The sequence below is a fragment of the Streptomyces sp. NPDC047061 genome (genome assembly GCF_040643955.1).
Taxonomy (GTDB): domain Bacteria; phylum Actinomycetota; class Actinomycetes; order Streptomycetales; family Streptomycetaceae; genus Streptomyces.
This window is the reverse complement of sequence record NZ_JBEYVI010000035.1, coordinates 82,278-104,723: the sequence shown is the minus strand read 5'-3', so window position 1 is coordinate 104,723 and position 22,446 is coordinate 82,278. Positions and strand designations below refer to the sequence as shown.

General features: G+C 71.6%; 17 protein-coding genes. 9 read left to right on the top strand and 8 right to left on the bottom strand.

The features are described 5' to 3' along the window. Positions 1-12: 12 nt before the first annotated feature. Both ABZ887_RS37435 and ABZ887_RS37430 read right to left on the bottom strand, forming a co-directional pair. Complete coding sequence (locus ABZ887_RS37435) at positions 13-429, bottom strand: hypothetical protein (protein WP_361299883.1); 417 nt, start codon at positions 427-429, stop codon at positions 13-15. Between the two features lie 120 nt (positions 430-549). After that, positions 550-1,122: a helix-turn-helix domain-containing protein gene (locus tag ABZ887_RS37430; RefSeq protein WP_361299881.1), complete on the bottom strand. Its 573-nt coding sequence runs from the start codon at positions 1,120-1,122 to the stop codon at positions 550-552. A gap of 121 nt (positions 1,123-1,243) precedes the next feature. Here ABZ887_RS37430 and ABZ887_RS37425 point away from each other — a divergent pair, with 121 nt between their 5' ends. Beyond that, positions 1,244-2,053: an SDR family NAD(P)-dependent oxidoreductase gene (locus ABZ887_RS37425; RefSeq protein ID WP_361299878.1), complete on the top strand. Its 810-nt coding sequence runs from the start codon at positions 1,244-1,246 to the stop codon at positions 2,051-2,053. Between the two features lie 93 nt (positions 2,054-2,146). Here the strand turns inward: ABZ887_RS37425 and ABZ887_RS37420 are convergent, their stop codons facing one another. Next, the gene (locus ABZ887_RS37420) at positions 2,147-3,307 is read right to left on the bottom strand and encodes a lactate 2-monooxygenase (RefSeq protein WP_361299875.1); all 1,161 of its coding nucleotides are present in this window, start codon (positions 3,305-3,307) and stop codon (positions 2,147-2,149) included. A gap of 74 nt (positions 3,308-3,381) precedes the next feature. Between ABZ887_RS37420 and ABZ887_RS37415 the strand changes: the two genes are divergently transcribed. The 4 genes from ABZ887_RS37415 to ABZ887_RS37400 all read left to right on the top strand — a co-directional run bounded on the left by ABZ887_RS37415 (position 3,382) and on the right by ABZ887_RS37400 (position 6,793). After that, on the top strand, positions 3,382-4,527 hold the full coding sequence (locus tag ABZ887_RS37415; RefSeq protein ID WP_361299872.1) for an Lrp/AsnC family transcriptional regulator: 1,146 nt from the start codon (positions 3,382-3,384) through the stop codon (positions 4,525-4,527). A gap of 88 nt (positions 4,528-4,615) precedes the next feature. Continuing rightward, a complete protein-coding gene (locus ABZ887_RS37410) occupies positions 4,616-5,398 on the top strand; it encodes a rhomboid family intramembrane serine protease (protein ID WP_361299869.1) in 783 nt (260 codons plus the stop codon). 82 nt (positions 5,399-5,480) lie between these two features. Continuing rightward, on the top strand, positions 5,481-6,146 hold the full coding sequence (locus tag ABZ887_RS37405) for a class I SAM-dependent methyltransferase (protein ID WP_361299866.1): 666 nt from the start codon (positions 5,481-5,483) through the stop codon (positions 6,144-6,146). Positions 6,147-6,319: 173 nt separating this feature from the next. Next, the gene (locus ABZ887_RS37400) at positions 6,320-6,793 is read left to right on the top strand and encodes a hypothetical protein (RefSeq protein WP_361299863.1); all 474 of its coding nucleotides are present in this window, start codon (positions 6,320-6,322) and stop codon (positions 6,791-6,793) included. Positions 6,794-6,990: 197 nt separating this feature from the next. Here ABZ887_RS37400 and ppdK read toward each other — a convergent pair whose 3' ends face one another. After that, positions 6,991-9,711 carry a pyruvate, phosphate dikinase gene (gene ppdK, locus ABZ887_RS37395; protein ID WP_361299860.1) on the bottom strand — a complete coding sequence of 907 codons (2,721 nt, stop codon included), beginning with the start codon at positions 9,709-9,711 and terminating at the stop codon, positions 6,991-6,993. A 420-nt stretch (positions 9,712-10,131) separates the two neighbouring features. Continuing rightward, entirely contained in the window at positions 10,132-11,352 is a 1,221-nt protein-coding gene (locus tag ABZ887_RS37390) for an ROK family protein (protein WP_361299858.1), read from the bottom strand. A gap of 120 nt (positions 11,353-11,472) precedes the next feature. On the opposite strand from ABZ887_RS37390, the gene ABZ887_RS37385 reads away from it, so the two are divergent. The 3 genes from ABZ887_RS37385 to ABZ887_RS37375 all read left to right on the top strand — a co-directional run bounded on the left by ABZ887_RS37385 (position 11,473) and on the right by ABZ887_RS37375 (position 17,441). Continuing rightward, positions 11,473-12,996, top strand: coding sequence for a hypothetical protein (locus ABZ887_RS37385; RefSeq protein WP_361299855.1), 1,524 nt, complete (start codon positions 11,473-11,475; stop codon positions 12,994-12,996). Between the two features lie 64 nt (positions 12,997-13,060). After that, complete coding sequence (locus tag ABZ887_RS37380; protein ID WP_361299852.1) at positions 13,061-14,998, top strand: glycogen debranching N-terminal domain-containing protein; 1,938 nt, start codon at positions 13,061-13,063, stop codon at positions 14,996-14,998. Positions 14,999-15,869: 871 nt separating this feature from the next. Then, on the top strand, positions 15,870-17,441 hold the full coding sequence (locus tag ABZ887_RS37375; protein ID WP_361299973.1) for a sulfatase-like hydrolase/transferase: 1,572 nt from the start codon (positions 15,870-15,872) through the stop codon (positions 17,439-17,441). Positions 17,442-17,533: 92 nt separating this feature from the next. Here the strand turns inward: ABZ887_RS37375 and dusB are convergent, their stop codons facing one another. Further along, a complete protein-coding gene (dusB, locus tag ABZ887_RS37370) occupies positions 17,534-18,676 on the bottom strand; it encodes a tRNA dihydrouridine synthase DusB (protein WP_361299849.1) in 1,143 nt (380 codons plus the stop codon). A gap of 143 nt (positions 18,677-18,819) precedes the next feature. On the opposite strand from dusB, the gene ABZ887_RS37365 reads away from it, so the two are divergent. Then, the gene (locus ABZ887_RS37365) at positions 18,820-20,271 is read left to right on the top strand and encodes an MFS transporter (protein WP_361299846.1); all 1,452 of its coding nucleotides are present in this window, start codon (positions 18,820-18,822) and stop codon (positions 20,269-20,271) included. A gap of 191 nt (positions 20,272-20,462) precedes the next feature. Here ABZ887_RS37365 and ABZ887_RS37360 read toward each other — a convergent pair whose 3' ends face one another. Both ABZ887_RS37360 and ABZ887_RS37355 read right to left on the bottom strand, forming a co-directional pair. Next, on the bottom strand, positions 20,463-21,401 hold the full coding sequence (locus tag ABZ887_RS37360) for an NADP-dependent oxidoreductase (RefSeq protein WP_361299843.1): 939 nt from the start codon (positions 21,399-21,401) through the stop codon (positions 20,463-20,465). Between the two features lie 46 nt (positions 21,402-21,447). Beyond that, positions 21,448-22,368 carry an NADP-dependent oxidoreductase gene (locus ABZ887_RS37355; protein ID WP_361299840.1) on the bottom strand — a complete coding sequence of 307 codons (921 nt, stop codon included), beginning with the start codon at positions 22,366-22,368 and terminating at the stop codon, positions 21,448-21,450. Positions 22,369-22,446 lie beyond the last annotated feature (78 nt).

Sequence of the window (22,446 nt, the reverse complement as noted above, 5' to 3'; positions counted from 1 at the left end):
GATCAGCCGGCCCTAGTGCTCGATGTGGTAGTGGTGCTCACGCGAACAGGAGTTGACCTTGAAGGCGCCCTTGTCGACGCAGACCCCGAGCTCGGCGTCGTCCGTGTACCGCTGCGAGCCTTCCCAGTTGAAGTGGTGCATGTAGACCGTCTGCCGCTGTTCCCCGTAGTAGCGGACCCAGCCGCGCCCTTCGACGCGGACCCGCACGAAGGTGTTGCTGCGGTCGTTCGCGTCGGTGTCCTGCAGATACCCCGTCCACTCGAAGGAACCGTGGTTCCGCTCGGGCGGGTTGAACCGGTAACGCCCCTGCAGAAGGACGGCACCGCTCGCCCTCGTTTCCTGCAGGCTCTGCCAGGACGAGGCGACAGCCGTCCCCGCCCCCGCGAGAAAGACCCCGGCCGCGACGGCTCCCATCACTACCTTCTTCACGCGCTACCTCTCCCAGTGCTCCAGCAGGCCCACCGCCAGCCGGAGTTACAGAAAGTAGCGCCCCGATCACGTGATGAATCCTTCAGTCACCCAGATCACCACCACATCAGGTGACCCAAATCAGGACAGCGGCCGCAGCGCGACCCCGACCGCCATGCGCAGCTTGGTCACGAACTCCGGGCGGTCGGCGACGCGGTGTTTCCAGCCCTCGCCGGCCGCCTGCAGGACCTCGGCGATCTGGCGGGGTGTGACGTCGCCGGCCGGCGTCCACCCGGAGTCGGTGATCGCCGTCGCGAGCGTGTCGAGGAAGGCGTCCCGGTAGTCGTCGTACATGTGGTGGAGCTGCGCGGTCCCGTGCTCCAGCAGGTCGTCGACGCCCTCGTTGAGGTGCGTGCCGACGTACCGGCCGAGGTTCGCGTCGAGCGCGGCCACCAGGCGTGCGCCGAGGTCCGCGCCGGGCACGGCCAGTGCCGTACGGACGTCCGCCAGCGCCCGGTCCAGCTCCTGCCGCATGGTCTCGCGGAACAGCTCCTCCTTGCCGGAGAAGAGGAAGTACAGGCCGGGCCGGGAGATGTCGGCGGCCCGGGCCACCGCGTCCATCGACGTCTTGCGATAGCCGAACGTCGCGAAAACGGTCAGCGCCGCCGCGAGCACCTGCTCGCGGCGCTGGGTGTCCCCTCGGGTGGCGGTCATAGGCACACCATACCGACTGGGCGTGCTATACATGTTTTGTTGATTCTGTTTAGCTGGCTGTAGTGGGCGGGGGCCGCAGCACACAAGGGCTCGAGAAGACGAGAGCACGAGAGAGAGCATCATGAGCAAGACCGTTCTGATCACCGGCGCTTCCACCGGCATGGGAGAGGTGCTCACCTTCGAGTACGCCGCGCGCGGCTGGAACGTGGCCGCCACCATGCGTGACACCGCCAAGGCCAACCCGGCCTTCGCCGGCCTCGGCAACGTCCTGGTCACCCGCCTCGACGTCACCGACCGCCCGGGCGTCGAGCAGGCCGTCAAGGAGACCGTCGACCGTTTCGGTGCCGTCGACGCCCTGGTCAACGCGGCCGGCTACGGCCAGGTCGGCGCCGTCGAGGAGATCAGCGCCGACCAGCTGCGCGACCAGCTGGAGACCAACGTGGTGGGCCTGGTCCAGGTGATCCAGGCCGTCCTCCCGCACATGCGGGAGCGCCGCTCGGGCCACATCCTCAACATCGGCTCCATGGGCGGTCACGTCAGCCTGCCCACGATGGCCGTGTACTGCGCCTCCAAGAGCGCTGTACAGAACCTGACGGAGGGCCTGGCCCTGGAGCTCGCCCCGCTGGGCATCCACGTCACCCTGGTCGAACCGGCCGGCTTCGACACCGGCTTCGAGGGCAACTCGAAGCTCCCGGCGACCTCCATCCCGGACTACGCGCCCGCCTACGCCACCATGGCCGAGTTCGCCGAGCAGGCGGTGCGCGGCAACCTCGTGAAGTCCATGGCGGCCGTCGCCGACGTGACCGGCTCCGACGCGCCCCCGCTGCACCTGGCCGTGGCCACCGCCGGCCTGGAGATGGTGCGCGGCCGCTTCGCCGGGCTGATGGACGAGTACGCCCGCTGGGAGCAGGTCACGGCCGGCACCGACTGACCGGCCGCCGGCACGCAGCCCGTGCAGGCCGGCAGCCCACAGCCCGCGCCGTCCGCAGCCCGCGCCGGCCGCAGGACCGCACGTCCGTGGCGGTCACAGGACCCGTCGGAGCGTCTCCGGGGTGAGGTCGGCGAGGGTCGGGTAGCCGTCGACGGCCATGATCAGGTCGGCCTCGGCGAGCAGCGCCCGCAGGATGTGGACGAGGCCGGGCTCACCGCCGTGGGCGAGGCCGTAGGCGTAGGGACGGCCGACGCCCACGGCGGTGGCGCCCAGTGCGACCGCCTTGATGATGTCCGCTCCCGTCCGGACCCCGGAGTCGAACAGGACGGGCAGGCCGTCGGCGGCCTCGACCACCTCCGGCAGCGCGTCGAGGGCGGGCAGGCCGCCGTTGGCCTGGCGGCCGCCGTGGTTGGAGCAGTAGATGCCGTCCACCCCGGCGTCCTTGGCGCGGCGTACGTCCTCGGGGTGGCAGACGCCCTTGAGGATCAGCGGCAGATCGGTGACCGACCGCAGCCAGGGCAGGTCGTTCCAGGTGAGCGGGTTGCCGAAGATCCCCGCCCAGAGCGCGACGGCGGCCTGCGGGTCGTCCTCCGGGTTCTTGCCGAGCCGGGCCCGGAAGACCGGGTCGCTGGTGTAGTTGGCCAGGCAGTTCCCGCGCAGCTGCGGGAAGTTGCTGACGCTCAGGTCGCGCGGCCGCCAGCCGGTGATCCAGGTGTCCAGGGTGACCACGATCCCCTTGAACCCGGCCTTCTCGGCCCGGTGCACCAGGCTCTCGGCCAGTTCGCGGTCGGTGGGCGTGTAGAGCTGGAAGAAGCCGGGGGTGTCGCCGAACTCGCCGGCCACCTGCTCCAGCGGGTCCACGGTCAGGGTGGAGGCGATCATCGGTACGCCGGTACGGGCGGCGGCGCGGGCGACGGCGAGGTCACCGTGGCCGTCCTGGGCGCACAGCCCGATCACCCCGACCGGGGCCATGAACAGCGGCGAGGGCAGCCGCATCCCGAACAGGTCGACGGACAGGTCCCGTTCCGTGGCCCCCACCAGCATCCGCGGCACCAGCCCCCAGCGCTCGAACGCGGCGACGTTGGCCCGCTGCGTCCGCTCGTCGCCGGCACCGCCCGCGACGTACGAGCGCACCGATGCGGGCAGCGCGGCCTGCGCAAGGGGCTCCAGATCGTCGTACGACATCGGGAACCGCGGCACCACCCCGCGCAGCCCGTCGAGGTAGATCTCGTTCTGGTAGTCGGCGAACGCCATGACCCGGCCCTTCCTCACGACTGCGCCCGCGGGATGCGGGCCCCTCGAAGTACACAGAAGTACACAATGGGAGAGTGGCGCACGACGGCTTCGAAACGCAGGAGTCCGGCTCCGAGGGCGGGCGGACGCAGGATCCTGCCGCCATCGTGCCGGGCCTGCTGAGCGAGGACGAGCTGGCGCTGGTCAACGCGCTGCAGCTGAGCCCGCGGGCCTCCTGGACCGAGCTCGGCCGCGCCCTGGGCGTGGACCCGGTGACGGTGGCCCGCCGTTTCCAGCGCCTCACCGCGCAGGGCACGGCCTGGGTCAGCTTCTCCCCCGGCCCGCGGCTGCTGGAGCAGATCTGCGTGGCGTACGTCGTGATCGACTGCGCTCCGGGAGCGACGGCCCGGGTCGCCGGGGCCCTGGGCACCCATCCCCACATGGTGACGATCGAGCGGACGGCCTCGGGCCACGACATCCTCGCCACCGTCGCCACCCGCGACCTGCCGGCCCTGTCCCGCTACACCCTCGACCTGCTCCCCCACCTGCCGGGCATCACCGCCGTACGGTCCCGGATCGTCACCCACATGTTCACCGAGGGCGGCCACTGGCGCATCGCCGCCCTGGCCCCGGCCCAGCGCGCCCGACTGACGGCCCCGCCCTCGTCCACCCGGGCCACCACGACCCCGACGGCCACCGCCACGGCCACCACGGCCACCGCCACCACCGCCGCCCGCCGGCCGCTCGCCTCCGTCGACCGCGCCCTCGCCGTCCGCCTCGCCCACGACGGCCGCGCGACCTACCAGGCCCTGGCACGGGACCTCGGCGTCAGCCTGTCCACCGCCAAACGCCGCGTCGAGGCCCTCACCCGCCACGGTCTGCTCCGCTTCCGCTGCGACTTCGCCCGCCCCCTCGGCGGCTGGCCGGTCGCCGTCACCTTCTGGGCCAGGGTGCCGCCCGCCGACCTCCCCGAGATCGGCCAGTCCCTGATCCGCCTCCCCGAGACCCGCAACTGCGCCGCCATCAGCGGCCCCCAGAACCTCATCCTCCAGGCCAGCCTGCACTCGGTCAGCGACATCCTGCGCCTGGAGACCCACCTGGCGACGACCCACCCGACCCTCGACATCGCGGACCGGGTCGTCACCCTGCGCCAGGACAAACTCCTCGGCCGCCTGCTCGACGCGCACGGCCGCTCCGTCGGCGTCGTACCGGCGGACCTGTGGGCGGAACCGGCCCTGTGACCTCATGACGGCGCCCGGCTCCTGTCACCGGGCTGCCGTAGAGTGCGCCGAGGTGGGGACGCGACATCCGTTCGAGGGGGAGCCTGCCATGGCCATGGATGCGCCGAAGAAGAACCGGACCGGGTCGGTATCGGGATCGGGATCGGTACCGGCTAGTCCCGAGCAGATGATCGCGGAGGCGCGGAAGGCGTTCTTCGTGATGTTCGGCCTGCTCGCGGTCGTCTGGATCGTGCAACTGGCCAACTGGGCCGACCACTACGCCCTCGCACGGGACTACGCGCTGGTCTCCGGCGACGTCGGTACCCTGCCCGACATCCTGGTCGCGCCGCTGCTGCACTGGAGCTGGGCGCACATCGAGAGCAACTCCGGCCCCCTGTTCGTCTTCGGGTTCCTCGCCGCCTACCGAGGGGTGCTGAGGTTCCTCGGACTGACCCTGCTGATCGCGCTGAGCAGCGGCCTGGTGGTCTGGTTCTTCGAGCACGGCAACGTCGCGACGGTCGGCGCCAGCGGCCTGATCTTCGGATACTTCGGTTACGTCGTCGTACGGGGACTCTTCGACCGGCACCTGATCGACACGCTGGTCGGGATCGTCATGGGCGCGTCCTTCGCCTACCTCCTCACCGTGGCCGTCCCCGGCACACCGGGCGTGAGCTGGCTCGGCCACCTCGGCGGGCTGCTCGGGGGCCTGGCCGGAGCCTGGTTCTTCCGCGACCGCCGCGCCCCGCGTCCGGCCACCGCCGCCCTCACCCCCCGAACCCCCCGCACCCTTCCCGACGCCAACACCCCACAGCCCGGCCCCGGTTCCGGCCCCGCCTCCGATTCCGCGCGCGCCGACCTGTACAAGGAACTCGGCGACCTCGGGCTGCTCTGACGGGCCGAGTGCGAGGCCGGCCCCACCCTCACCCCCGGATATCCGCTGGAGCGGTCGCTCCGGCTCTCGTAAGGTCCCGGGCATGGACTGGCAGAAGTGGCACGACAGTTACGACGCGCCCGAGTCGCCGCTCGCGCTCAGGTTGCGGAGGGTCCAGGAGCGCATCCGGCTGGCGCTCGACGACTGCCCGCCCGGTCCCGTGTCGGTGGTGAGTCTCTGCGCCGGCCAAGGACGCGACCTGCTCGGCGTCCTGCCCGGCCATCCGCGCCGTCACGACGTGCGTGCCCGCCTGGTGGAGCTGGATCCCCACAACGTCGCCGTGGCCGCCGACACCGCCCGGTCGGCCGGGCTGCACCGGGTCGAGGTCGTCGCCGCCGACGCCGCGTCGCTCGGTCGGTACGACGGGATGACGCCGGCGGATGTCGTGCTGGTGTGCGGGGTGTTCGGCAACATCGTGGACGCGGACATCGAGCGGACGATCGACGCGTGCAGGCAACTGTGCAGGACCGGCGGGCGGGTCATATGGACCAGGCACCGCAAGGCCCCCGACCGTGTGCCGTCGATCTGCGAGTGGTTCGAGGAACGGGGTTTCGCACAGGAGTGGGTCACCGGCCGGGAACATGTCCAGGCTGTGGGAGTCCATCGCTTCGGCGGCCGACCGGTTCCCCTTCGACCGGACGGCCACGTCTTCGACTTCGTGGGCTACGACAGGCTTCGAGAGACACGTTCGGACGGTTCTGCGGTCTGAGCCGGGTGGACGTGCGGAAACGCACGGAGGGGCGACACCCCGCACAGGGTGCAAGGCCGACGTCCTGAGCCGCAAGGCCGCCGCCCCCTGCCTCGTCCCCGCGGGGAGGGCACCGCATCCCACCGAGATCGTCACTTTCCGCACACGGCAGTCACTCTGTGTATGGTCTTCTCATGGCCGCTCCCAGTGCCGTCCGCCGCCTCCTGCTCGCCACCGGCTTTCTGGTGCTCGTGCAGGCGGCGGTCGGCTTGGTCGTCAATCTCTACGGCCTCTATCCGGCTCACCATCGGGGCTCCCGGGCGGGGGCCCATCGCATCAGGGCCTACGAGAGCCTCACCTGGGCGGTCGGGCACGGCACCCTCGCGCTCGCCGTGCACGTCGCGCTCGGCCTCACGCTCGTCCTGCTGTCGATCGTCGCAGCAGTGCGCGCCGTGCTGCTCCGGCAGCGCGCGGTCGCGTTCTGGACCGTGCTCGGGACGCTCCTGGTCATCGGTGCCGCTGTGTTCGGCGGGAGCTTTCTCGCCAACGGCAAGACCCTCCACTCACTGCTGATGGCCCTGTCCGCACTGAGCGCCGAGGTGTGCTTCCACCTCGCCATCGACCTTCTGCCCTCCGGGCGGCACGGAGCTGTGGCCGCACTCCGTTGAAGTGCGCCGCGCGATCAGCAGCGCCTCACGCCAGGGTGACGCGCATGCCGCCCTCGGCCAGGGCACCCAGCACGGAGGGGCGGCACCCCCGCACAGGGTGCCGCCCCTCTTCTTGCGTGCCGGGGCCGCCGTCCATCGGTCTTGAGGGTCGGGGACGGACGGCGGACCCGGGGTTCGAAGGCAGCGCCTCAAGCGTCTCAGCGGTGGTCGCTGCCTGTTGACTGGGTGGCTGCGCGGCCTGCCTCCAGGCGTGCCACCGGGATGCGGAACGGGGAGCAGGAGACGTAGTCCAGGCCTACCTCGTGGAAGAAGTGGACGGACTCGGGGTCGCCGCCGTGCTCGCCGCAGACGCCCAGTTTCAGGTCGGGGCGGGTGGCGCGGCCGGCCTTCGCCGCTGCCGCGACCAGGGAGCCGACGCCGTCGCGGTCGATCGTCTCGAAGGGGGAGACGCCGAAGATGCCCCTCTCCAGGTAGGCGGTGAAGAAGGAGGCCTCGACGTCGTCGCGGCTGAAGCCCCAGACCGTCTGGGTCAGGTCGTTCGTGCCGAAGGAGAAGAACTCCGCCGCCTCGGCGATCTGGCCGGCCGTCAGGGCCGCCCGCGGGAGTTCGATCATCGTGCCGATGGAGAGCTTGAGGCTGGTGCCCGTCGCCGCCTCCACCTCCGCGATGACCTGGTCGGCCTCCTCGCGGACGATCTCCAGCTCCTGGACCGTGCCGACCAGGGGGATCATGATCTCGGCGCGCGGGTCGCCCTTGGCGTTCTTGCGTTCCGCCGCCGCCTCGGCGATGGCGCGGACCTGCATGGTGAACAGGCCGGGGATGACCAGGCCCAGGCGTACGCCGCGCAGGCCCAGCATCGGGTTCTGCTCGTGCAGGCGGTGGACCGCCTGGAGGAGGCGGAGTTCGTTCTCGTGGGGCTCCTGGCGGGACTCGGCGAGGGCCACGCGGACCGAGAGTTCCGTGATGTCCGGGAGGAACTCGTGCAGCGGGGGGTCGAGGAGACGGACCGTCACCGGGAGGCCGTCCATCGCCGAGAAGAGTTCGACGAAGTCCTTCTTCTGGAGCGGGAGGAGGGCCTTCAGGGACTCCTCGCGGTCCTCCTCCGTGTCCGCCAGGATCAGGCGTTCCACCAGTTCGCGGCGGTCGCCGAGGAACATGTGCTCCGTGCGGCACAGGCCGATGCCCTGGGCGCCGAAGCGGCGGGCGCGCAGGGCGTCCTCGGCGTTGTCGGCGTTGGCGCGCACCCGCAGGCGGCGCTTGCGGTCGGCGAACGCCATGATGCGGTGGACGGCCTCGACGAGTTCGTCGGCGTCCTGGGCGCCCGCGTGCATGCGGCCCTCGAAGTACTCGACGACCGGAGAGGGGACCACTGGGACCTCGCCCAGGTAGACCTTGCCCGACGAGCCGTCGATGGAGATGACGTCGCCCTCCTCGACGACGTGACCGCCGGGGACCGTCATCCGGCGGCGCTTGGTGTCGACCTCGAGCTCCTCCGCGCCGCACACGCACGTCTTGCCCATGCCGCGGGCGACGACGGCCGCGTGGGAGGTCTTGCCGCCGCGGGAGGTGAGGATGCCTTCGGCGGCGATCATGCCGTCGAGGTCGTCGGGGTTGGTCTCGCGGCGGACCAGGATGACCTTCTCGCCCGAACGGGACCACTTGACGGCGGTGTAGGAATCAAACACCGCCTTGCCTACCGCGGCGCCCGGGGAGGCCGCGATGCCGCGGCCGACCTGCTGGGTCTTCGCCTGCTCGTCGAAGCGGGGGAACATCAGCTGGGCGAGCTGGGCGCCGGTGACGCGCTGGAGGGCCTCGGTCTCGTCGATCAGGCCCTGGTCGACCAGCTGGGTCGCGATACGGAAGGCCGCGCCCGCCGTGCGCTTGCCGACGCGGGTCTGGAGCATCCACAGCTGACCGCGCTCGATCGTGAACTCGATGTCGCAGAGGTCCTTGTAGTGGTTCTCCAGCGTCTCCATGATCTGCATCAGCTGGTCGTACGACTTCTTGTCGATGTTCTCCAGCTCGGCCAGCGGGACCGTGTTGCGGATGCCCGCGACCACGTCCTCGCCCTGGGCGTTCTGGAGGTAGTCGCCGTAGACGCCCTGGTGGCCGGAGGCGGGGTCGCGGGTGAAGGCGACGCCGGTGCCGGAGTCCGGGCCCAGGTTGCCGAAGACCATGGAGCAGACGTTGACGGCCGTGCCGAGGTCGCCGGGGATGCGCTCCTGGCGGCGGTAGAGCTTGGCGCGGTCGGTGTTCCAGGAGTCGAAGACCGCGCGGATCGCGAGGTCCATCTGCTCGCGCGGGTCCTGCGGGAAGTCCCGGCCGGCCTCGGTCTTGACGATCTTCTTGAACCTGGTGACGAGCTTCTTGAGGTCGGCGGCCTCCAGGTCGGTGTCGACGGTGACCTTCTTGGCCGCCTTCGCGTCGTCCAGGGCCTCCTCGAAGAGCTCGCCGTCGACGCCGAGGACCGTCTTGCCGAACATCTGGATGAGGCGGCGGTAGGAGTCCCACGCGAAGCGGTCGTCGCCGGCCTGCTTGGCGAGGCCCTGCACCGACTTGTCGGAGAGGCCGATGTTCAGGACCGTGTCCATCATGCCGGGCATGGAGAACTTGGCGCCGGAGCGGACCGAGACCAGAAGGGGGTTGTCGGCCTGGCCGAGCTTCTTGCCCATCCGCTGCTCCAGCGCGTCGAGGTGCGCACTCACCTCGTCACGCAGTGCCACCGGCTCCTCGCCGCTGGCGAGGTAGACCTTGCAGGCCTCGGTCGTGATGGTGAAGCCCGGGGGAACGGGGAGCCCCAGGTTGGTCATCTCGGCGAGGTTCGCGCCCTTGCCACCGAGGAGGTCCTTGAGGTCCTTGTTTCCCTCGGTGAAGTCGTAAACGAACTTCACACCATGGGGATCTTTGTTTTCCGACACGGGTCTCGACTCCCTCGAGGACTCGGTGGCTGCCCTGACGGCCAGGAACATACCCAGATCGAAGGCGCCTGGGTACGTCTACTTGCGTGTCATGCGCCCGTAACCAGTCGTCCGCCACCGGATCGAAAGTCAAAGCTTGGCAAGCGAAGCCCGGCCGATGTTTTCACTTCTTGAACGCAAGACCGCTCAGCACCACACCTTTCCGCTCAGGTGAGCGGAGATCCTGCACGTTTGATTTCGATCGATGAACGATCAAGGGGTGGCACCCAGTGCCACCCCTTGGAGAAGTGCAGTCGCCCATGATCCGCTCATCTGAGCGCAACCCTTATCAAGGGTGGCGAGAATCACGCTGCCACAGACCGTCGGAGTTCACCATGCGGACGCGGTCGCGGACACCAGAACCCGCCGGAAACGCGCCGGTCACACGCCCAGCGCCAGCAACCGCTCCTCGACCCGCTCCGGCGCGTACAGGTACTCCACGACCAGCGCGCCGGCCCCGATCAGCCCGGCCCGCTCCCCCTGCCGGGACGTCACGACGTCCAGATGAGCGGTGGAGCGGGGCAGCGCCCGCTGGTAGAGCAGTTCGCGGACGCCGGTGAGGAACGGGGTGCCCGCCAGGTCGCCCGCGATCATCAGGACGCCCGGGTTGAGCAGGGTCACGACCGTCGCCAGCACGTCGCCGACCATGCGGCCGGCCTCCCGCGCCAGGGCGGCCGCCTCCGGGTGGCCCGAGGCGAGCAGGTCCCGCACGTCCGAGCCGGAGGAGGCCGGGATCCCCTCCTCCGCCAGCCGCCGGGCCACGGCGCCGCCGCTCGCGACGGCGGCGAGGCAGCCGTACGACCCGCACCGGCACTGCGCCTCCGCGCCCACCCGGATGTGGCCGATGTCCCCGGCGCCGCCGTCGATGCCCCGGTAGATGGAGCCGTCCACCACGACCCCGGCGCCGATACCCGTCGAGACCTTCACGAGGACGAACGCCGAGCAGTCCGGGTACCCCGTGCACTGCTCCCCGTACGCCATCAGGTTCGCGTCGTTGTCCACCAGGACCGGGACGGCCGGCGCGCCCGTGTGCTCCGTGAACGCCCTGGCCAGCCGGCCCCGTATGTCGTAGCCGTCCCAGCCGGGCATCATCGGCGGCTGGACCACCCGGCCGGTGTCCGTGTCGACCGGGCCCGGCACCGCGAGGCCGATCCCGCACACCTCCGTCGCGGGGTGTGCCGCCTTCTCCAGCAACTCGGCGAACCAGCGGCCGAGTTCGCCGAGCACGGCGTCCGGGCCGTCCTGGATGACCAGGGTGCCCGAGTGCTCGGCGAGGAGCTCGCCGGTGAGCGAGAGCACGGCGGCGCGGGCGTGGCGGGTCTCCAGGTCGGCGGCGAGGACGACCGCGTGGGAGTCGTCGAACTCGAGGGTGATGGAGGGGCGTCCGCCCAGCGGGGAGTCGACCGGGCCGCCGGCCCCCTCGCGCAGCCAGCCCGCGCGGAACAGGCGGTCCAGGCGGTGGCCGACGGTGGCGCGGGAGAGTCCGGTGGCCTGCTGGAGTGCTCCGCGCGTCACGGCCCGCCCGTTGCGCACCAGTTCGAGCAGATCGCCGGCGCTCGCCTGTCCGCCGCCCCTGCCGGTCCTCCCCGGACGTCCGGTCATGCGCACCCCCTTGTGTTTCTCAAGCTTGCATTACATATTGAGTTTTGCGTGTTAAATAGACGTAACCCTACGGTAGCCACTGCCAAACCCGGTCGGCCGGAAGTCTTCGGGGAGTCCCGAGTGGATCGCACTGCCCAGCTCACCACCCATGCGCTCGATCGCGGTATTGCATACGATCCGCCGTCCGCACGCGCCGCGAGCACCGCCTCCGGCACCGCCCCGGGCACCGCCGGAAGACGGTCCCTGCACGTCAGGGCCGCACAGGTGCTCGAAGACAACTGGACCGGCAGCTCCACCGTGCCCTCCCGGAGCCTGTATCCGCACCAGTGGTCGTGGGACTCGGCGTTCATCGCGATCGGCCTCAGGCACCTCTCGCCACTGCGGGCGCAGACGGAGCTGGAGACACTGCTGGCCGCCCAGTGGGGCGACGGGCGCATCCCGCACATCGTGTTCAACCCCTCCGTGCCCCTCGACGCGTACTTCCCGAGCCCCGACTTCTGGCGCTCCTCGACCGCGGGGCGCGCTGCGGGCGCCCCGCGCACCGTACAGACCTCCGGGATCGTGCAGCCACCGGTGCACGCGCTGGCGGCCTGGCTGGTGCACCTCGCCGACCCGGGCCTGTCGCGCGCACGCGGCTTCCTGGCCGGTGTCTACCCGCGGCTCGCCGCCTGGCACCGCTATCTGCTGCACCGGCGCGACCTGGGCGGCGGCGGGCTGGCGTCCGTCGTCCACCCCTGGGAGCAGGGCATGGACAACAGCCCCTGCTGGGACGCCCCCCTGGCCCGGGTCGTCCCGGCCCCGGCGCGCTCGTTCCGCCGGGCCGACCTGGACCACGGCGCCGCCGAGGACCGGCCGACGGACCTCGACTACGGGCGGTACGTGCGGCTGGCGGCCGACTACCGGGACGCCGGATACACGGACCGGATCAGGGACTTCGCCGTCGAGGACCCCGCGTTCAACGCGCTGCTGATCGCCTCCGAGCACGCCCTCGCCCGGATCGCGGGCGAGCTGGGTGCGGCGGGCACGGCCCGGCACGCGCGGGCGGAGCGGCTCACGGCGGCGCTGGTGGACCGGCTGTGGGACCCGGAGCGGGAGATCTTCCTCTGCCGGGACCTGCGCGGCGGGGAGAACCGCGAGGCCGACCAGGCAGGCACGGGCGGCGCGGGTGGCGCGCTGATCACCGAGCGCGGGGTCTCCGGGCTGGTCCCGCTGCTCCTGCCCGAACTGCCGCGGGAGATCGCCGCCGCGCTCGTCCGCACCCTGGACGGCCCGCACTTCGGCACCGGCACCCGTCTGGTGCCCAGTTACGACCTGCTCGGCGAGGCCTTCGACCCGCACCGCTACTGGCGCGGGCCCGCCTGGTTCAACACCGGCTGGCTGCTGGAGCGGGGGCTGCGCGAGCACGGCGAGCGGGAGCGGGCGGACGCGCTCGCCGAGGCGGTCGTACGGACGGCCGACACGAGCGACTTCGCCGAGTACGTCGACCCGTACACCGGGGCGGCGTGCGGGGCGACCGGGTTCGGCTGGACGGCGGCGCTCGCGCTGGACCTGCACCACCAGCGACAGGCCGCGTCGCATACCGCGTCGCACGCCGCACTGCGCGAAGAGCCACACAGCGAACGTCAAAATCTGGACAAGAGCTGACAAAACGAGGTGTCTTCAGGGGACATCTCCCGTTCGACCTGAGGGACGAAGGAGGGGACCGGGGATGACGGACCGGCATCATCTGCTCGTGCGCGGCGCGACGTTCGCCGCCGTGGACGACCGCGGCGACATCAGCGGCGTGAGGGGCGGCGGTTCCCCGGACGGGTTATTCGTGCGGGACGCGCGGCACCTCAGCCGCTGGCAGCTGACGGTCGACGGGGCGCTGCCCGAGGTGCTCACCCCGGTCGGCGACGGGGACGGCACGCGCTGCGTCCTGGTCCCGCGCGGCGGCCGCCAGGAACCGCCCGCCCACACGCTCTTCCGTGAACAGGCCGTCGGCGACGGCTCGTTCGTCGAGTCCCTGCGGGTCACCAGCAACCGCCCGGTGCCGACCACGATCCGGCTCGCGATCACCGCCGACGCCGACTTCACCGACCAGTTCGAACTCCGCGCCGACCACCGCACCTACACCAAGGCCGGCGCCGTCCGCTCCCGCCATGTCCTCGACGACGGGCTGGAGTTCGGCTACCGCCGGGGCGAGTGGCAGTCCTGTACGACGATCACCGCCGAGCCGGCCCCGGACGGCGTGGAGGAGACCGGGACCGGCGCCCGGCGGATGGTGTGGACGCTGGAGCTGGAACCGCACGGCACCAGCGAGCTGCTGGTACGGGTGATGGCACGCCCGCACGGCGACCGGCGGGCGCTGCGGGTGCCCCGCGACCCGGCCGCGCTGAACCGGCAACTCCTGTCCCTGGAAGGTGAGTTCGTGGAGGGCGTGGCCTTCCCGACGGGCTGGCCCGAGCTGGCGGCGGCCTGCGCCCGCGGTCTCTCCGACCTCGCCACCCTCCAGGTGCCGGCCACCGGCCCGGACGGCGAGGAGCTCAAGGTCCCGGCCGCCGGGGCCCCTTGGTTCCTCACCCTGCTCGGCCGCGACGCCCTCCTCACCTCCCTCTTCGCGCTGCCCTACCGCCCGCACCTGGCCGCCGCCACCCTGCCCGCCCTCGCCGCCACCCAGGCCACCGAGACCGGCGCGCACTCCGTGGCCCAGCCCGGGAAGATCGTCCACGAGGTGCGCCACGGCGAACTGGCCCACTTCGGGCAGGTGCCGTACGGGCGTTACTACGGGTCGGTCGACGCGACCCCGCTGTTCCTGATCCTGCTGGGCGCGTACGTCGAGCAGACCGGCGACGCGGCGTTGGCCCGGCGGCTGGAGCGCAACGCGCGCGCGGCCGTCGGGTGGATGCTCGACCACGGCGGTCTGACCTCGCGCGGCTATCTGGTGTACCGCGCGGACAAGGGCGGCCTCGCCAACCAGAACTGGAAGGACTCCCCCGGCGCGATCTGCTCCGCCGACGGCAGCCGGCCGTTGGGGACCGTGATGGCCGCGGGGGCGCAGGGGTACGCGTACGACGCGCTGCGCCGGACGGCGTGGGTGGCGCGGACGGTGTGGGCCGACGAGACGTACGCGGCACTGCTCGAACAGGCCGCCGGTGATCTGCGGGACCGGTTCCAGCAGGACTTCTGGATGCGGGAGGCGTCCTTCCCGGCGCTGGCGCTCGACGGGGAGGGCCGACAGGTCGACGCGCTCGCCTCGGACGCCGGGCACCTGCTGTGGTCCGGGCTGCTGGACAAGGAGTACGGGGAGGTGGTCGGGCGGCGGTTGCTGGAGCCGGACTTCTTCTCGGGGTGGGGGGTGCGGACGCTGGCCGCGGGGCAGGCGGCGTACCACCCGCTGTCGTACCACCGCGGGTCGGTGTGGCCGCACGACAACGCGCTGATCGCGCTGGGGCTGGCCCGGTACGGGCTGCACGACGAGGCGCGGGCCGTGGCGCACGGGCTGGTCGACGCGGCGACGGCGGGCGGGCACCGGTTGCCGGAGGTGCTGGCCGGGTACGGGAGGGACTCGCATCCGGAGCCGGTGCCGTATCCGCATGCGTGTGTACGGGAGTCTCGGTCGGCGGCGGCTCCGTTGGCGCTGCTCACTGCCGTGGGCGGGGCGTAGGGGGTCGTGTTTCGGGTGCGGGTGCGTGGGGGCTGGTCGCGCAGTTCCCCGCGCCCCTTCGGGGCGCTCCCCGCAGCCGTATGCTGAAACGGCCGTGCCTCTGCGTTGTGTTTGCCCGGTGTTTGCCGAATGGCCTGAGCACGGGCTTAAAGAGAGCCGTACGGAATTGTGGCGGGTTCGGCCTCCGAGCGCCGGCCCGCCCTCCGTCTCACGGGTCTCGCACGGAAGGACCTCCGGGTTGTCTCAGCACACGAGCATTCGCCAGCCATCGGACACGCCGTCCGGGCCGTCCGAACGCGAAACCCCGCCGGAGGAGTCCGAGGTCCTGACGTCCGAGCGGGAGGAAGGAGCTTCCGAGGCGCCCGAGGCGCCCACAACTCCCGAGCCCGCCGCCGAGGCAGAGGCCGAGCCCATGGCCGACGCCGGGACCGAAGCCGAGCACATAGCCACCGACGAGGACGAACCCGGCCCCGCGTCCGAGGCCGCCACCGAAGCCACCGCCGAAACCGAAGCCGCCGACGCGAGCGAAACCGCCGCCGAAACCGATTCCGAGTCCGGGACCGAAACCGCCGCCGAGGCCGATCCCGCGCCCGAGCCCCAAGCCGCAGCCGCAGCCGCAGCCGCAGCCGAGGCTGCCTCCGGTCCCGCGCCCGAAGCCACCGCCGAAGGCGACCCCGTTCCCGGCAGCGCCCCCGAGCCCTCCCCCGCCCCGGAAGGCGCCCCCCGTCCCCGTCGGCGGGGTTGGGCTGCCTGGAGTGGGCGGGTTCGGGAGCGGCGGGCGGCTTGGCGGGACGCGCATCCCACCGCTGCCTCCGTGCTGTCGATCGGCGTCACCGTGCTCTGCGCGGTGCTCGTGATCGCGGCGCTGGTGATGCCGAACACCGTCGTCGAGCTGGGGCCCGCGAAGTTCGTGCGGCTGCCGTCCGAGGGGATCATCGCAGCGGCCGTCGCGCTGGCGCTGCCCCGGCGGCCCCGGATCGTGCTGGCCGCGGTGTTCGGTGTCGTGCTCGGCGCGCTGACCCTGGTCAACGCCCTCGACATGGGGTTCAAGCAGTACCTGGGCCGGAGCTTCAACGCCATCCTGGACTGGAGCCTGCTCGGCGACGCGGAGTCGTACCTGGAGGACACGCTGGGCCGGACGGCCACCCTCGCCGTCAGTGTCGGTGCCGTCGTCCTCGTGCTGCTGCTGTTCGTGCTGCTCGCCCTCGCGACGATCCGGCTGAGCAATCTGCTGGCCCGGCATCCGGCGCGGGCCACCCGCGGCACGCTGATCGCCGGTGTCGTCTGGATCACCTGCTCCTCCTTCGGCGTCCAGCTCGCCGGCGGCGTGCCGCTCGCCGCCGACTCCACCGCGACGACGCTGGAGATCAAGGCCCGGCAGGTGAAGGACACCCTGCACGACGAGGCGGAGTTCCAGAAGGTCGCCAAGGTGGACGCCTTCGGGAACACCCCGCCCGACCAGCTGCTGACCAGCCTGCGCGGCAAGGACGTGGTCTTCACGTTCATCGAGAGCTACGGCCGCAGCGCCATCGAGGACCCGATCGAGGCACCCGGCGTCGACAGCACCCTCGCGGTCCGCACCGAGGCGCTGGCGAAGGCCGGCTTCCACGCGAAGAGCGGCTGGCTGACGTCGGCGACCTACGGCGGCAGCAGCTGGCTCGGGCACTCCACGACCATGTCGGGGCTGTGGGTCAGCAACCAGCAGCGCTACCGGACCGTCATGGCCAGCGACCACCTCAGCATCACCAAGGCGTTCCAGAAGACCGGTGCCTTCGACACGGTCGGTGTGATGCCGGGTATCCAGAAGGGCTGGCCGGAGCAGAGCTACTACGGCCTCGACAAGGTCTACAACGCCTTCCAGCTCGGCTACAAGGGACCGAAGTTCAGCTGGTCGACGATGCCCGACCAGTACGCGCTGCAGCAGTTCCAGGACCGGGTGCACAGCAAGAAGCCGGCCGACGGCAAGTCCCGGATGTCGTTCGTGATCCTGACCTCCAGCCACCAGCCGTGGGCGCCGATCCCGAAGATGGTGCCGTGGGACCAGCTGGGCGACGGCTCGATCTTCGACGCCATCCAGAAGGCCGGCAACAAGGCGTCCGACGTCATCGCCGACACCACCAAGTCCCGCCAGGAGTACGGCAAGTCGGTCCAGTACTCGGTGACCGCGCTCACCGAGTGGCTGGAGCGCTACGGCAACGACAACACGGTCCTGGTCTTCCTCGGCGACCACCAGCCGATCGCCCGGGTCAGCGGCAACCACGCCAGCCGTGACGTGCCGATCTCCATCGTCGCCAAGGACCCGAAGGTCCTTGACGCGATCGACTCCTGGAACTGGACCGACGGTCTGCGCCCGGCGCACGACGCCCCGGTGTGGAAGATGAGCGCGTTCCGCGACAAGTTCCTGACGGCGTACGGGTCGACCCCGCACCCGAAGACGAACTGAGCGTCCGCTGTAGGCACCCCCACGCGTCGTCGTTCGGCTGCGGCGGCGTCGTGGCCGGTCGCGCAGTTCCCCGCGCCCCCTGAGGGGCGCGTTCAGCCGCCGGAGGTGTCCAGTTCTGCTTCCTCGGTGATGCCCGCGCAGTCGTAGGGGTCCTTCAGCCAGCCGTCCGGGAGGACCACGCGGTTGTTGCCGGAGGTGCGGCCGCGGGGGCCGTCGGCGCCGGTGGGCCAGGGCTGGTCGAGGTCGAGTTCGTCGAGGCCGGCGCGGAGGTCGGCCAGCGAGGACGTGATGGCGAGCTTCTTGCGCATCTCGCTGCCGACCGCGAAGCCCTTGAGGTACCAGGCGACGTGCTTGCGGAAGTCGACCACGCCCTTGGACTCGTCGCCGAGCCACTCGCCGAGCAGGCCGGCGTGCCGGACCATGATGTCGGCGACCTGCCGGAGAGAGGGCTTCAGGATCTCCTGCTCCCGGCCCTCGAAGGCGGCGACCAGGTCGGCGAAGAGCCACGGGCGGCCCAGGCAGCCGCGGCCGACCACGACTCCGTCGCAGCCCGTCTCCCGGACCATCCGCAGCGCGTCCTGCGCCGACCAGATGTCGCCGTTGCCGAGGACGGGGATCTCCGGGACGTGCTCCTTCAGGCGGGCGATGGCCTCCCAGTCGGCGGTGCCGCCGTAGTGCTGGGCGGCGGTGCGGCCGTGCAGGGCGATCGAGGTCACGCCCTCCTCGACGGCGATCCGGCCGGCGTCGAGGTAGGTGATGTGGTCGTCGTCGATGCCCTTGCGCATCTTCATGGTGACCGGGAGGTCGCCGGCGCCGGAGACGGCCTCGCGGAGGATGGCGCGCAGCAGGTTCCGCTTGTACGGGAGGGCCGATCCGCCGCCCTTCCTGGTGACCTTCGGGACCGGGCAGCCGAAGTTCAGGTCGATGTGGTCGGCGAGGTCCTCCTCCGCGATCATGCGGACGGCCTTGCCGACGGTGGCCGGGTCGACGCCGTACAGCTGGATGGACCGGGGCTTCTCGGTCTCGTCGAAGCGGATCAGCTGCATGGTCTTCTCGTTGCGCTCGACCAGCGCCCGGGTCGTGATCATCTCGCTCACGAACAGGCCCTTGCTGCCCGAGAACTCCCTGCACAGGGTCCGGAAGGGCGCGTTGGTGATCCCCGCCATGGGGGCGAGGACGACCGGCGGCCGGACGGTGTGCGGGCCGATCTGGAGGGGCGACGTGGGCTCGGGCATTCCCCCATTGTCCCGTACGCCGCGCGGTGCTCGTCCGGTGCTCCGCCGCGCCTGTGGACAACCGCCTCTCCCGCACCTCCCGTCACGATCATGTATCACTCATTAGTTAGACGCACTATCGAAATGGGCGTACGATGGGAGCCATGCCCGAGTTGAGCCCCCGCAGACGCATGCTCGTCCTCGCGATCTGCTGTATGAGCCTGCTGATCGTGAGCCTCGACACGACCGCCCTCAATGTCGGACTGCCGTCCATGCAGCGCGAGCTGCACGCCTCGACGGCGGGTCTGCAGTGGACGATCGACGCGTACACGCTGGTCCTGGCCTCGCTGCTGATGCTCGCGGGGTCGACGGGCGACCGGGTCGGCCGCAAGAAGGTCTTCATGACGGGCCTGGTCGTCTTCTCGATCGGCTCGCTGCTCTGCTCGCTGGCGCCGAACCTCGACTCGCTGATCGCGTTCCGCATGGTCCAGGCGGTGGGCGGCTCGATGCTCAACCCCGTCGCCATGTCGATCATCACCAACACCTTCACCGACCCGCGCGAGCGGGCCCGGGCGATCGGGGTGTGGGGCGCGGTGGTCGGCATATCCATGGCCGCCGGCCCGCTGGTCGGCGGCCTGCTGGTGGAGTCGGTGGGCTGGCGGGCGATCTTCTGGGTCAACATCCCGGTGGGTCTGGCCGCCGTACTGCTGACGCTGCGCTTCGTGCCGGAGTCCAGGGCGCCGAAGGCCCGCCGCCCCGACCCGGTCGGCCAGGTCCTGGTGATCGCCCTGTTCGGCTCGCTGACGTACGCGATCATCGAGGCGCCGACAGCGGGCGCGGGCACGGTCCTGCCGTTCGCCGCGGTGGCCGTCGCCGCCCTGGCCGGCCTCCTCTGGTACGAGCCGAGGCGCGACGAACCCCTGATCGACCTGCGCTTCTTCCGCTCGGCGCCGTTCAGTGGCGCGACCGTGACCGCGATCAGCGCGTTCGCCTCGCTCGGCGGCTTCCTGTTCCTGTCCACGCTCTACCTGCAGAACGTGCGCGGCCTCGACGCCCTGCACGCGGGTCTGTGGATGCTGCCCATGGCGGTCCCGATGTTCCTGTGCGCCCCGCTGGCGGGCCGCCTGGTCGGCAGCCGGGGACCGCGCCTGCCCCTGGTGATCGCCGGCGTCGCGATGACCGCCAGCGCGGTCCTGTTCGCCGCGTTCGAGGCGGAGACCTCGGACACCACCCTCTTCCTCGGCTACGTCCTGTTCGGCATCGGCTTCGGCTTCGTGAACGCCCCGATCACCAACACGGCGGTCTCCGGCATGCCGAGGACCCAGGCGGGCGTGGCGGCCGCGGTCGCCTCCACCAGTCGTCAGATGGGCCAGACCCTGGGTGTCGCGGTGATCGGCGCGGTGCTGGCCTCCGGGATCGGCTCGTCGTCGTACGCCGACGAGTTCGTGTCCGCCGCCCGCCCCGGCTGGTGGATCCTCGCCGGCTGCGGCCTCGCGGTCCTGCTCCTCGGTGCCGTCACGAACGGCCGCTGGGCCCGCGCGACCGCCGAGCGGGCGGCGCAGCGGCTGGAGTCACCGGAGATCCGCGCGGCCGTGGGGGCGCCGGAGCGGGTGTGAACGCCCGCGACTCGTCCGTCCCGCCGCCGGGCAGTTCGGCCCCGATCACGTCCGCGCCCATGTCACCGAGCGAGCCGGACTGCGGCGCCGGGGCCCGTGAACCGTCGCGCTGTCCCGCACGCGCCGACCGGGACGAGCACCTGAGCGGCCCGTCGGCCGGATTGCGCCGCGGCCGGGTTCGTCAGGTCTGATCATCCTGGTGCGATGATCAGCTTGCCTCGCTTGGCCGCGCCGCCCTGCTCGAGTTCGGTGAGCGCCGGGACCGCTTGCGAGAGCGGGACGGTGCGGGCGATCGGCAGCCTCAGTGTTCCCTCGGCGGCGGCTCGCGCGACCTCTGCGAGGTCCTCGGTGACCGGCCGGGCGATCATGGCACGGTACGGCCCGGGCAGGGCACTCCTCGCGAGATTCGCGGGCGTGGGGGCGATGCTGACGATGCGGCCGCCGGGCTTGAGCATCGTGCGTGCGGCCTTGACCGGTAGCGAGTGCGGGCCGCCGGCATCAAGGACGAGGTCGAACCGCGTGGCGAGCGAGGCGGGGTCGAAGCCGAAGTCGACGACCGGGCCGATCCCGAGGTCGTGCGCTTCCGGCCTGGCGGTGTCGCGACAGCTGCCGGCGACCGTGGCCTGGTGGGCGAGGGCGATCTGCACGGCGGAGCGGCCGACTCCGCCGAGGCAGCTGTGCACGAACACGGCCTGGCCCGGCCGCAGCCTTCCTTCCGTGATCAGGGCCTGCAGGGCCGTGACCCCGGCCGTCGGGAGCGCGGCGGCGTCCTCGAACGAGAGGTTCGCGGGTTTGCCCACGACGTCCTTCTCCTGGGCGACGACCACGTCGGCGAACGCGCCCGCGGACTTCATCCGCGCCCCGCCGAGCACCTCGTCGCCGACCCGCAGCCGGGTGACGCGGGCGCCGACCGCCTCGACGACACCCGCGAAGTCATAGCCCATCGCGCGCGGGAAACGCCGACCGGTCACGAACTTCATGCGGCCGGCACGGATCACGAAGTCCATCGGGTTGGCCGCGGCCGCGCGCACCCGGACCAGGACCTCCCCGGCCCCGGGCGGCGCCGGGTCGAAGTCCTCGAGCCGCATGACTTCCGGCCCGCCGTACTGGTGGTACTGGATCCGCTTCATCGCCGTCGTCCCTTCGTCGCTTCCGTGTGAGGTGGTTCGGGCGCGGTCACAGCGTGACCACGATCTTGCCGTGGACGTGCCGTCCGGCCTGCAGCGTCACGGCGTCGCGGATCTTCTCGACCGGGAAGCGCGCGGCGACGGGCACGGTGAGCCGGCCGGCCAGGATCGCGTCGGTGACCTGCTGGAGAGCACCGGGCGCCGCGTCGAAAGCACCGGTCGCGCGCACCCCGCCGGGAGGACGGGGACCCGCGGCGATCGTCGAGATCCGTTCACGCGCCACACCGAGCGCCAGCGCGGCCTCGGCCGTCTCCGTGCCGAACAGGTCGGTCGCGGCCGTCAACCCGCCGGGAGCCAGTGCCCGTACCCGGTCGGCCAGCCCGGGGCCGTGGGCGACCGGCTCGGCACCCAGCCGCCGCAGGAAATCGAAGGTGCCCTCCGACGCGGTGCCGATCACTCGGGCGCCGGCGAGTCCGGCGAGTTGCACGGCGAACACACCTACGCCGCCGGCCGCGCCGCCGACCAGGACGGTGTCGCCGGACCGCAGGCCGATCGCGGCCAGCGCGGCGACGGCGCTGGCGCCGGCCACCGCGAGCGTGCTCGCCACCTCGTCGCTGATGCCCTCCGGCGTATGCCAGAGCGAATCGGCGGGGATCGCGACCACGACGTGATCGGCCACGGCCCGGCCCAGCACGCCGCCGTAGACGCGGTCGCCCGTGGCGAAGCCCGTGACGCCGTCGCCGACCTCGTCGACGAGACCGGCGAGGTCGTACCCGAAGCCGGACGGGACGTCGATGCCGAACCGCGCCGCCAGCTCCGGCCGCGCGGCGATACCCCAGTCCATGGGGTTCAGCCCGGCTGCCGTCACGCGGACGCGGACCTCACCGGGGCCGGCATGCGGCTCCGGAACCTCTCGCAGCTCCAGCACTTCGGGGCCTCCGAACGCTTCGTAGATCACGGCTCGGCTCACCGGCGGACTCCTCACGGGACACGTGACGGGACTTGGTCCCATCACGATAGCACCAGTGACGGAACCAAGTCCCGTAGA

What these genes read in the sequence shown, in the direction of transcription:
- dusB (WP_361299849.1), bottom strand. Translation starts at nt 18,676, where the DNA reads ATGCCCGAGCCCACGTCGCCCCTCCAGATCGGCCCGCACACCGTCCGG.
- ABZ887_RS37380 (WP_361299852.1), top strand. Translation starts at nt 13,061, where the DNA reads ATGACGGACCGGCATCATCTGCTCGTGCGCGGCGCGACGTTCGCCGCC.
- ABZ887_RS37400 (WP_361299863.1), top strand. Translation starts at nt 6,320, where the DNA reads ATGGCCGCTCCCAGTGCCGTCCGCCGCCTCCTGCTCGCCACCGGCTTT.
- ABZ887_RS37360 (WP_361299843.1), bottom strand. Translation starts at nt 21,401, where the DNA reads ATGAAGCGGATCCAGTACCACCAGTACGGCGGGCCGGAAGTCATGCGG.
- ABZ887_RS37410 (WP_361299869.1), top strand. Translation starts at nt 4,616, where the DNA reads ATGGCCATGGATGCGCCGAAGAAGAACCGGACCGGGTCGGTATCGGGA.
- ABZ887_RS37375 (WP_361299973.1), top strand. Translation starts at nt 15,870, where the DNA reads ATGCCGAACACCGTCGTCGAGCTGGGGCCCGCGAAGTTCGTGCGGCTG.
- ABZ887_RS37405 (WP_361299866.1), top strand. Translation starts at nt 5,481, where the DNA reads ATGGACTGGCAGAAGTGGCACGACAGTTACGACGCGCCCGAGTCGCCG.
- ABZ887_RS37425 (WP_361299878.1), top strand. Translation starts at nt 1,244, where the DNA reads ATGAGCAAGACCGTTCTGATCACCGGCGCTTCCACCGGCATGGGAGAG.
- ABZ887_RS37420 (WP_361299875.1), bottom strand. Translation starts at nt 3,307, where the DNA reads ATGGCGTTCGCCGACTACCAGAACGAGATCTACCTCGACGGGCTGCGC.
- ABZ887_RS37390 (WP_361299858.1), bottom strand. Translation starts at nt 11,352, where the DNA reads ATGACCGGACGTCCGGGGAGGACCGGCAGGGGCGGCGGACAGGCGAGC.
- ABZ887_RS37430 (WP_361299881.1), bottom strand. Translation starts at nt 1,122, where the DNA reads ATGACCGCCACCCGAGGGGACACCCAGCGCCGCGAGCAGGTGCTCGCG.
- ABZ887_RS37365 (WP_361299846.1), top strand. Translation starts at nt 18,820, where the DNA reads ATGCCCGAGTTGAGCCCCCGCAGACGCATGCTCGTCCTCGCGATCTGC.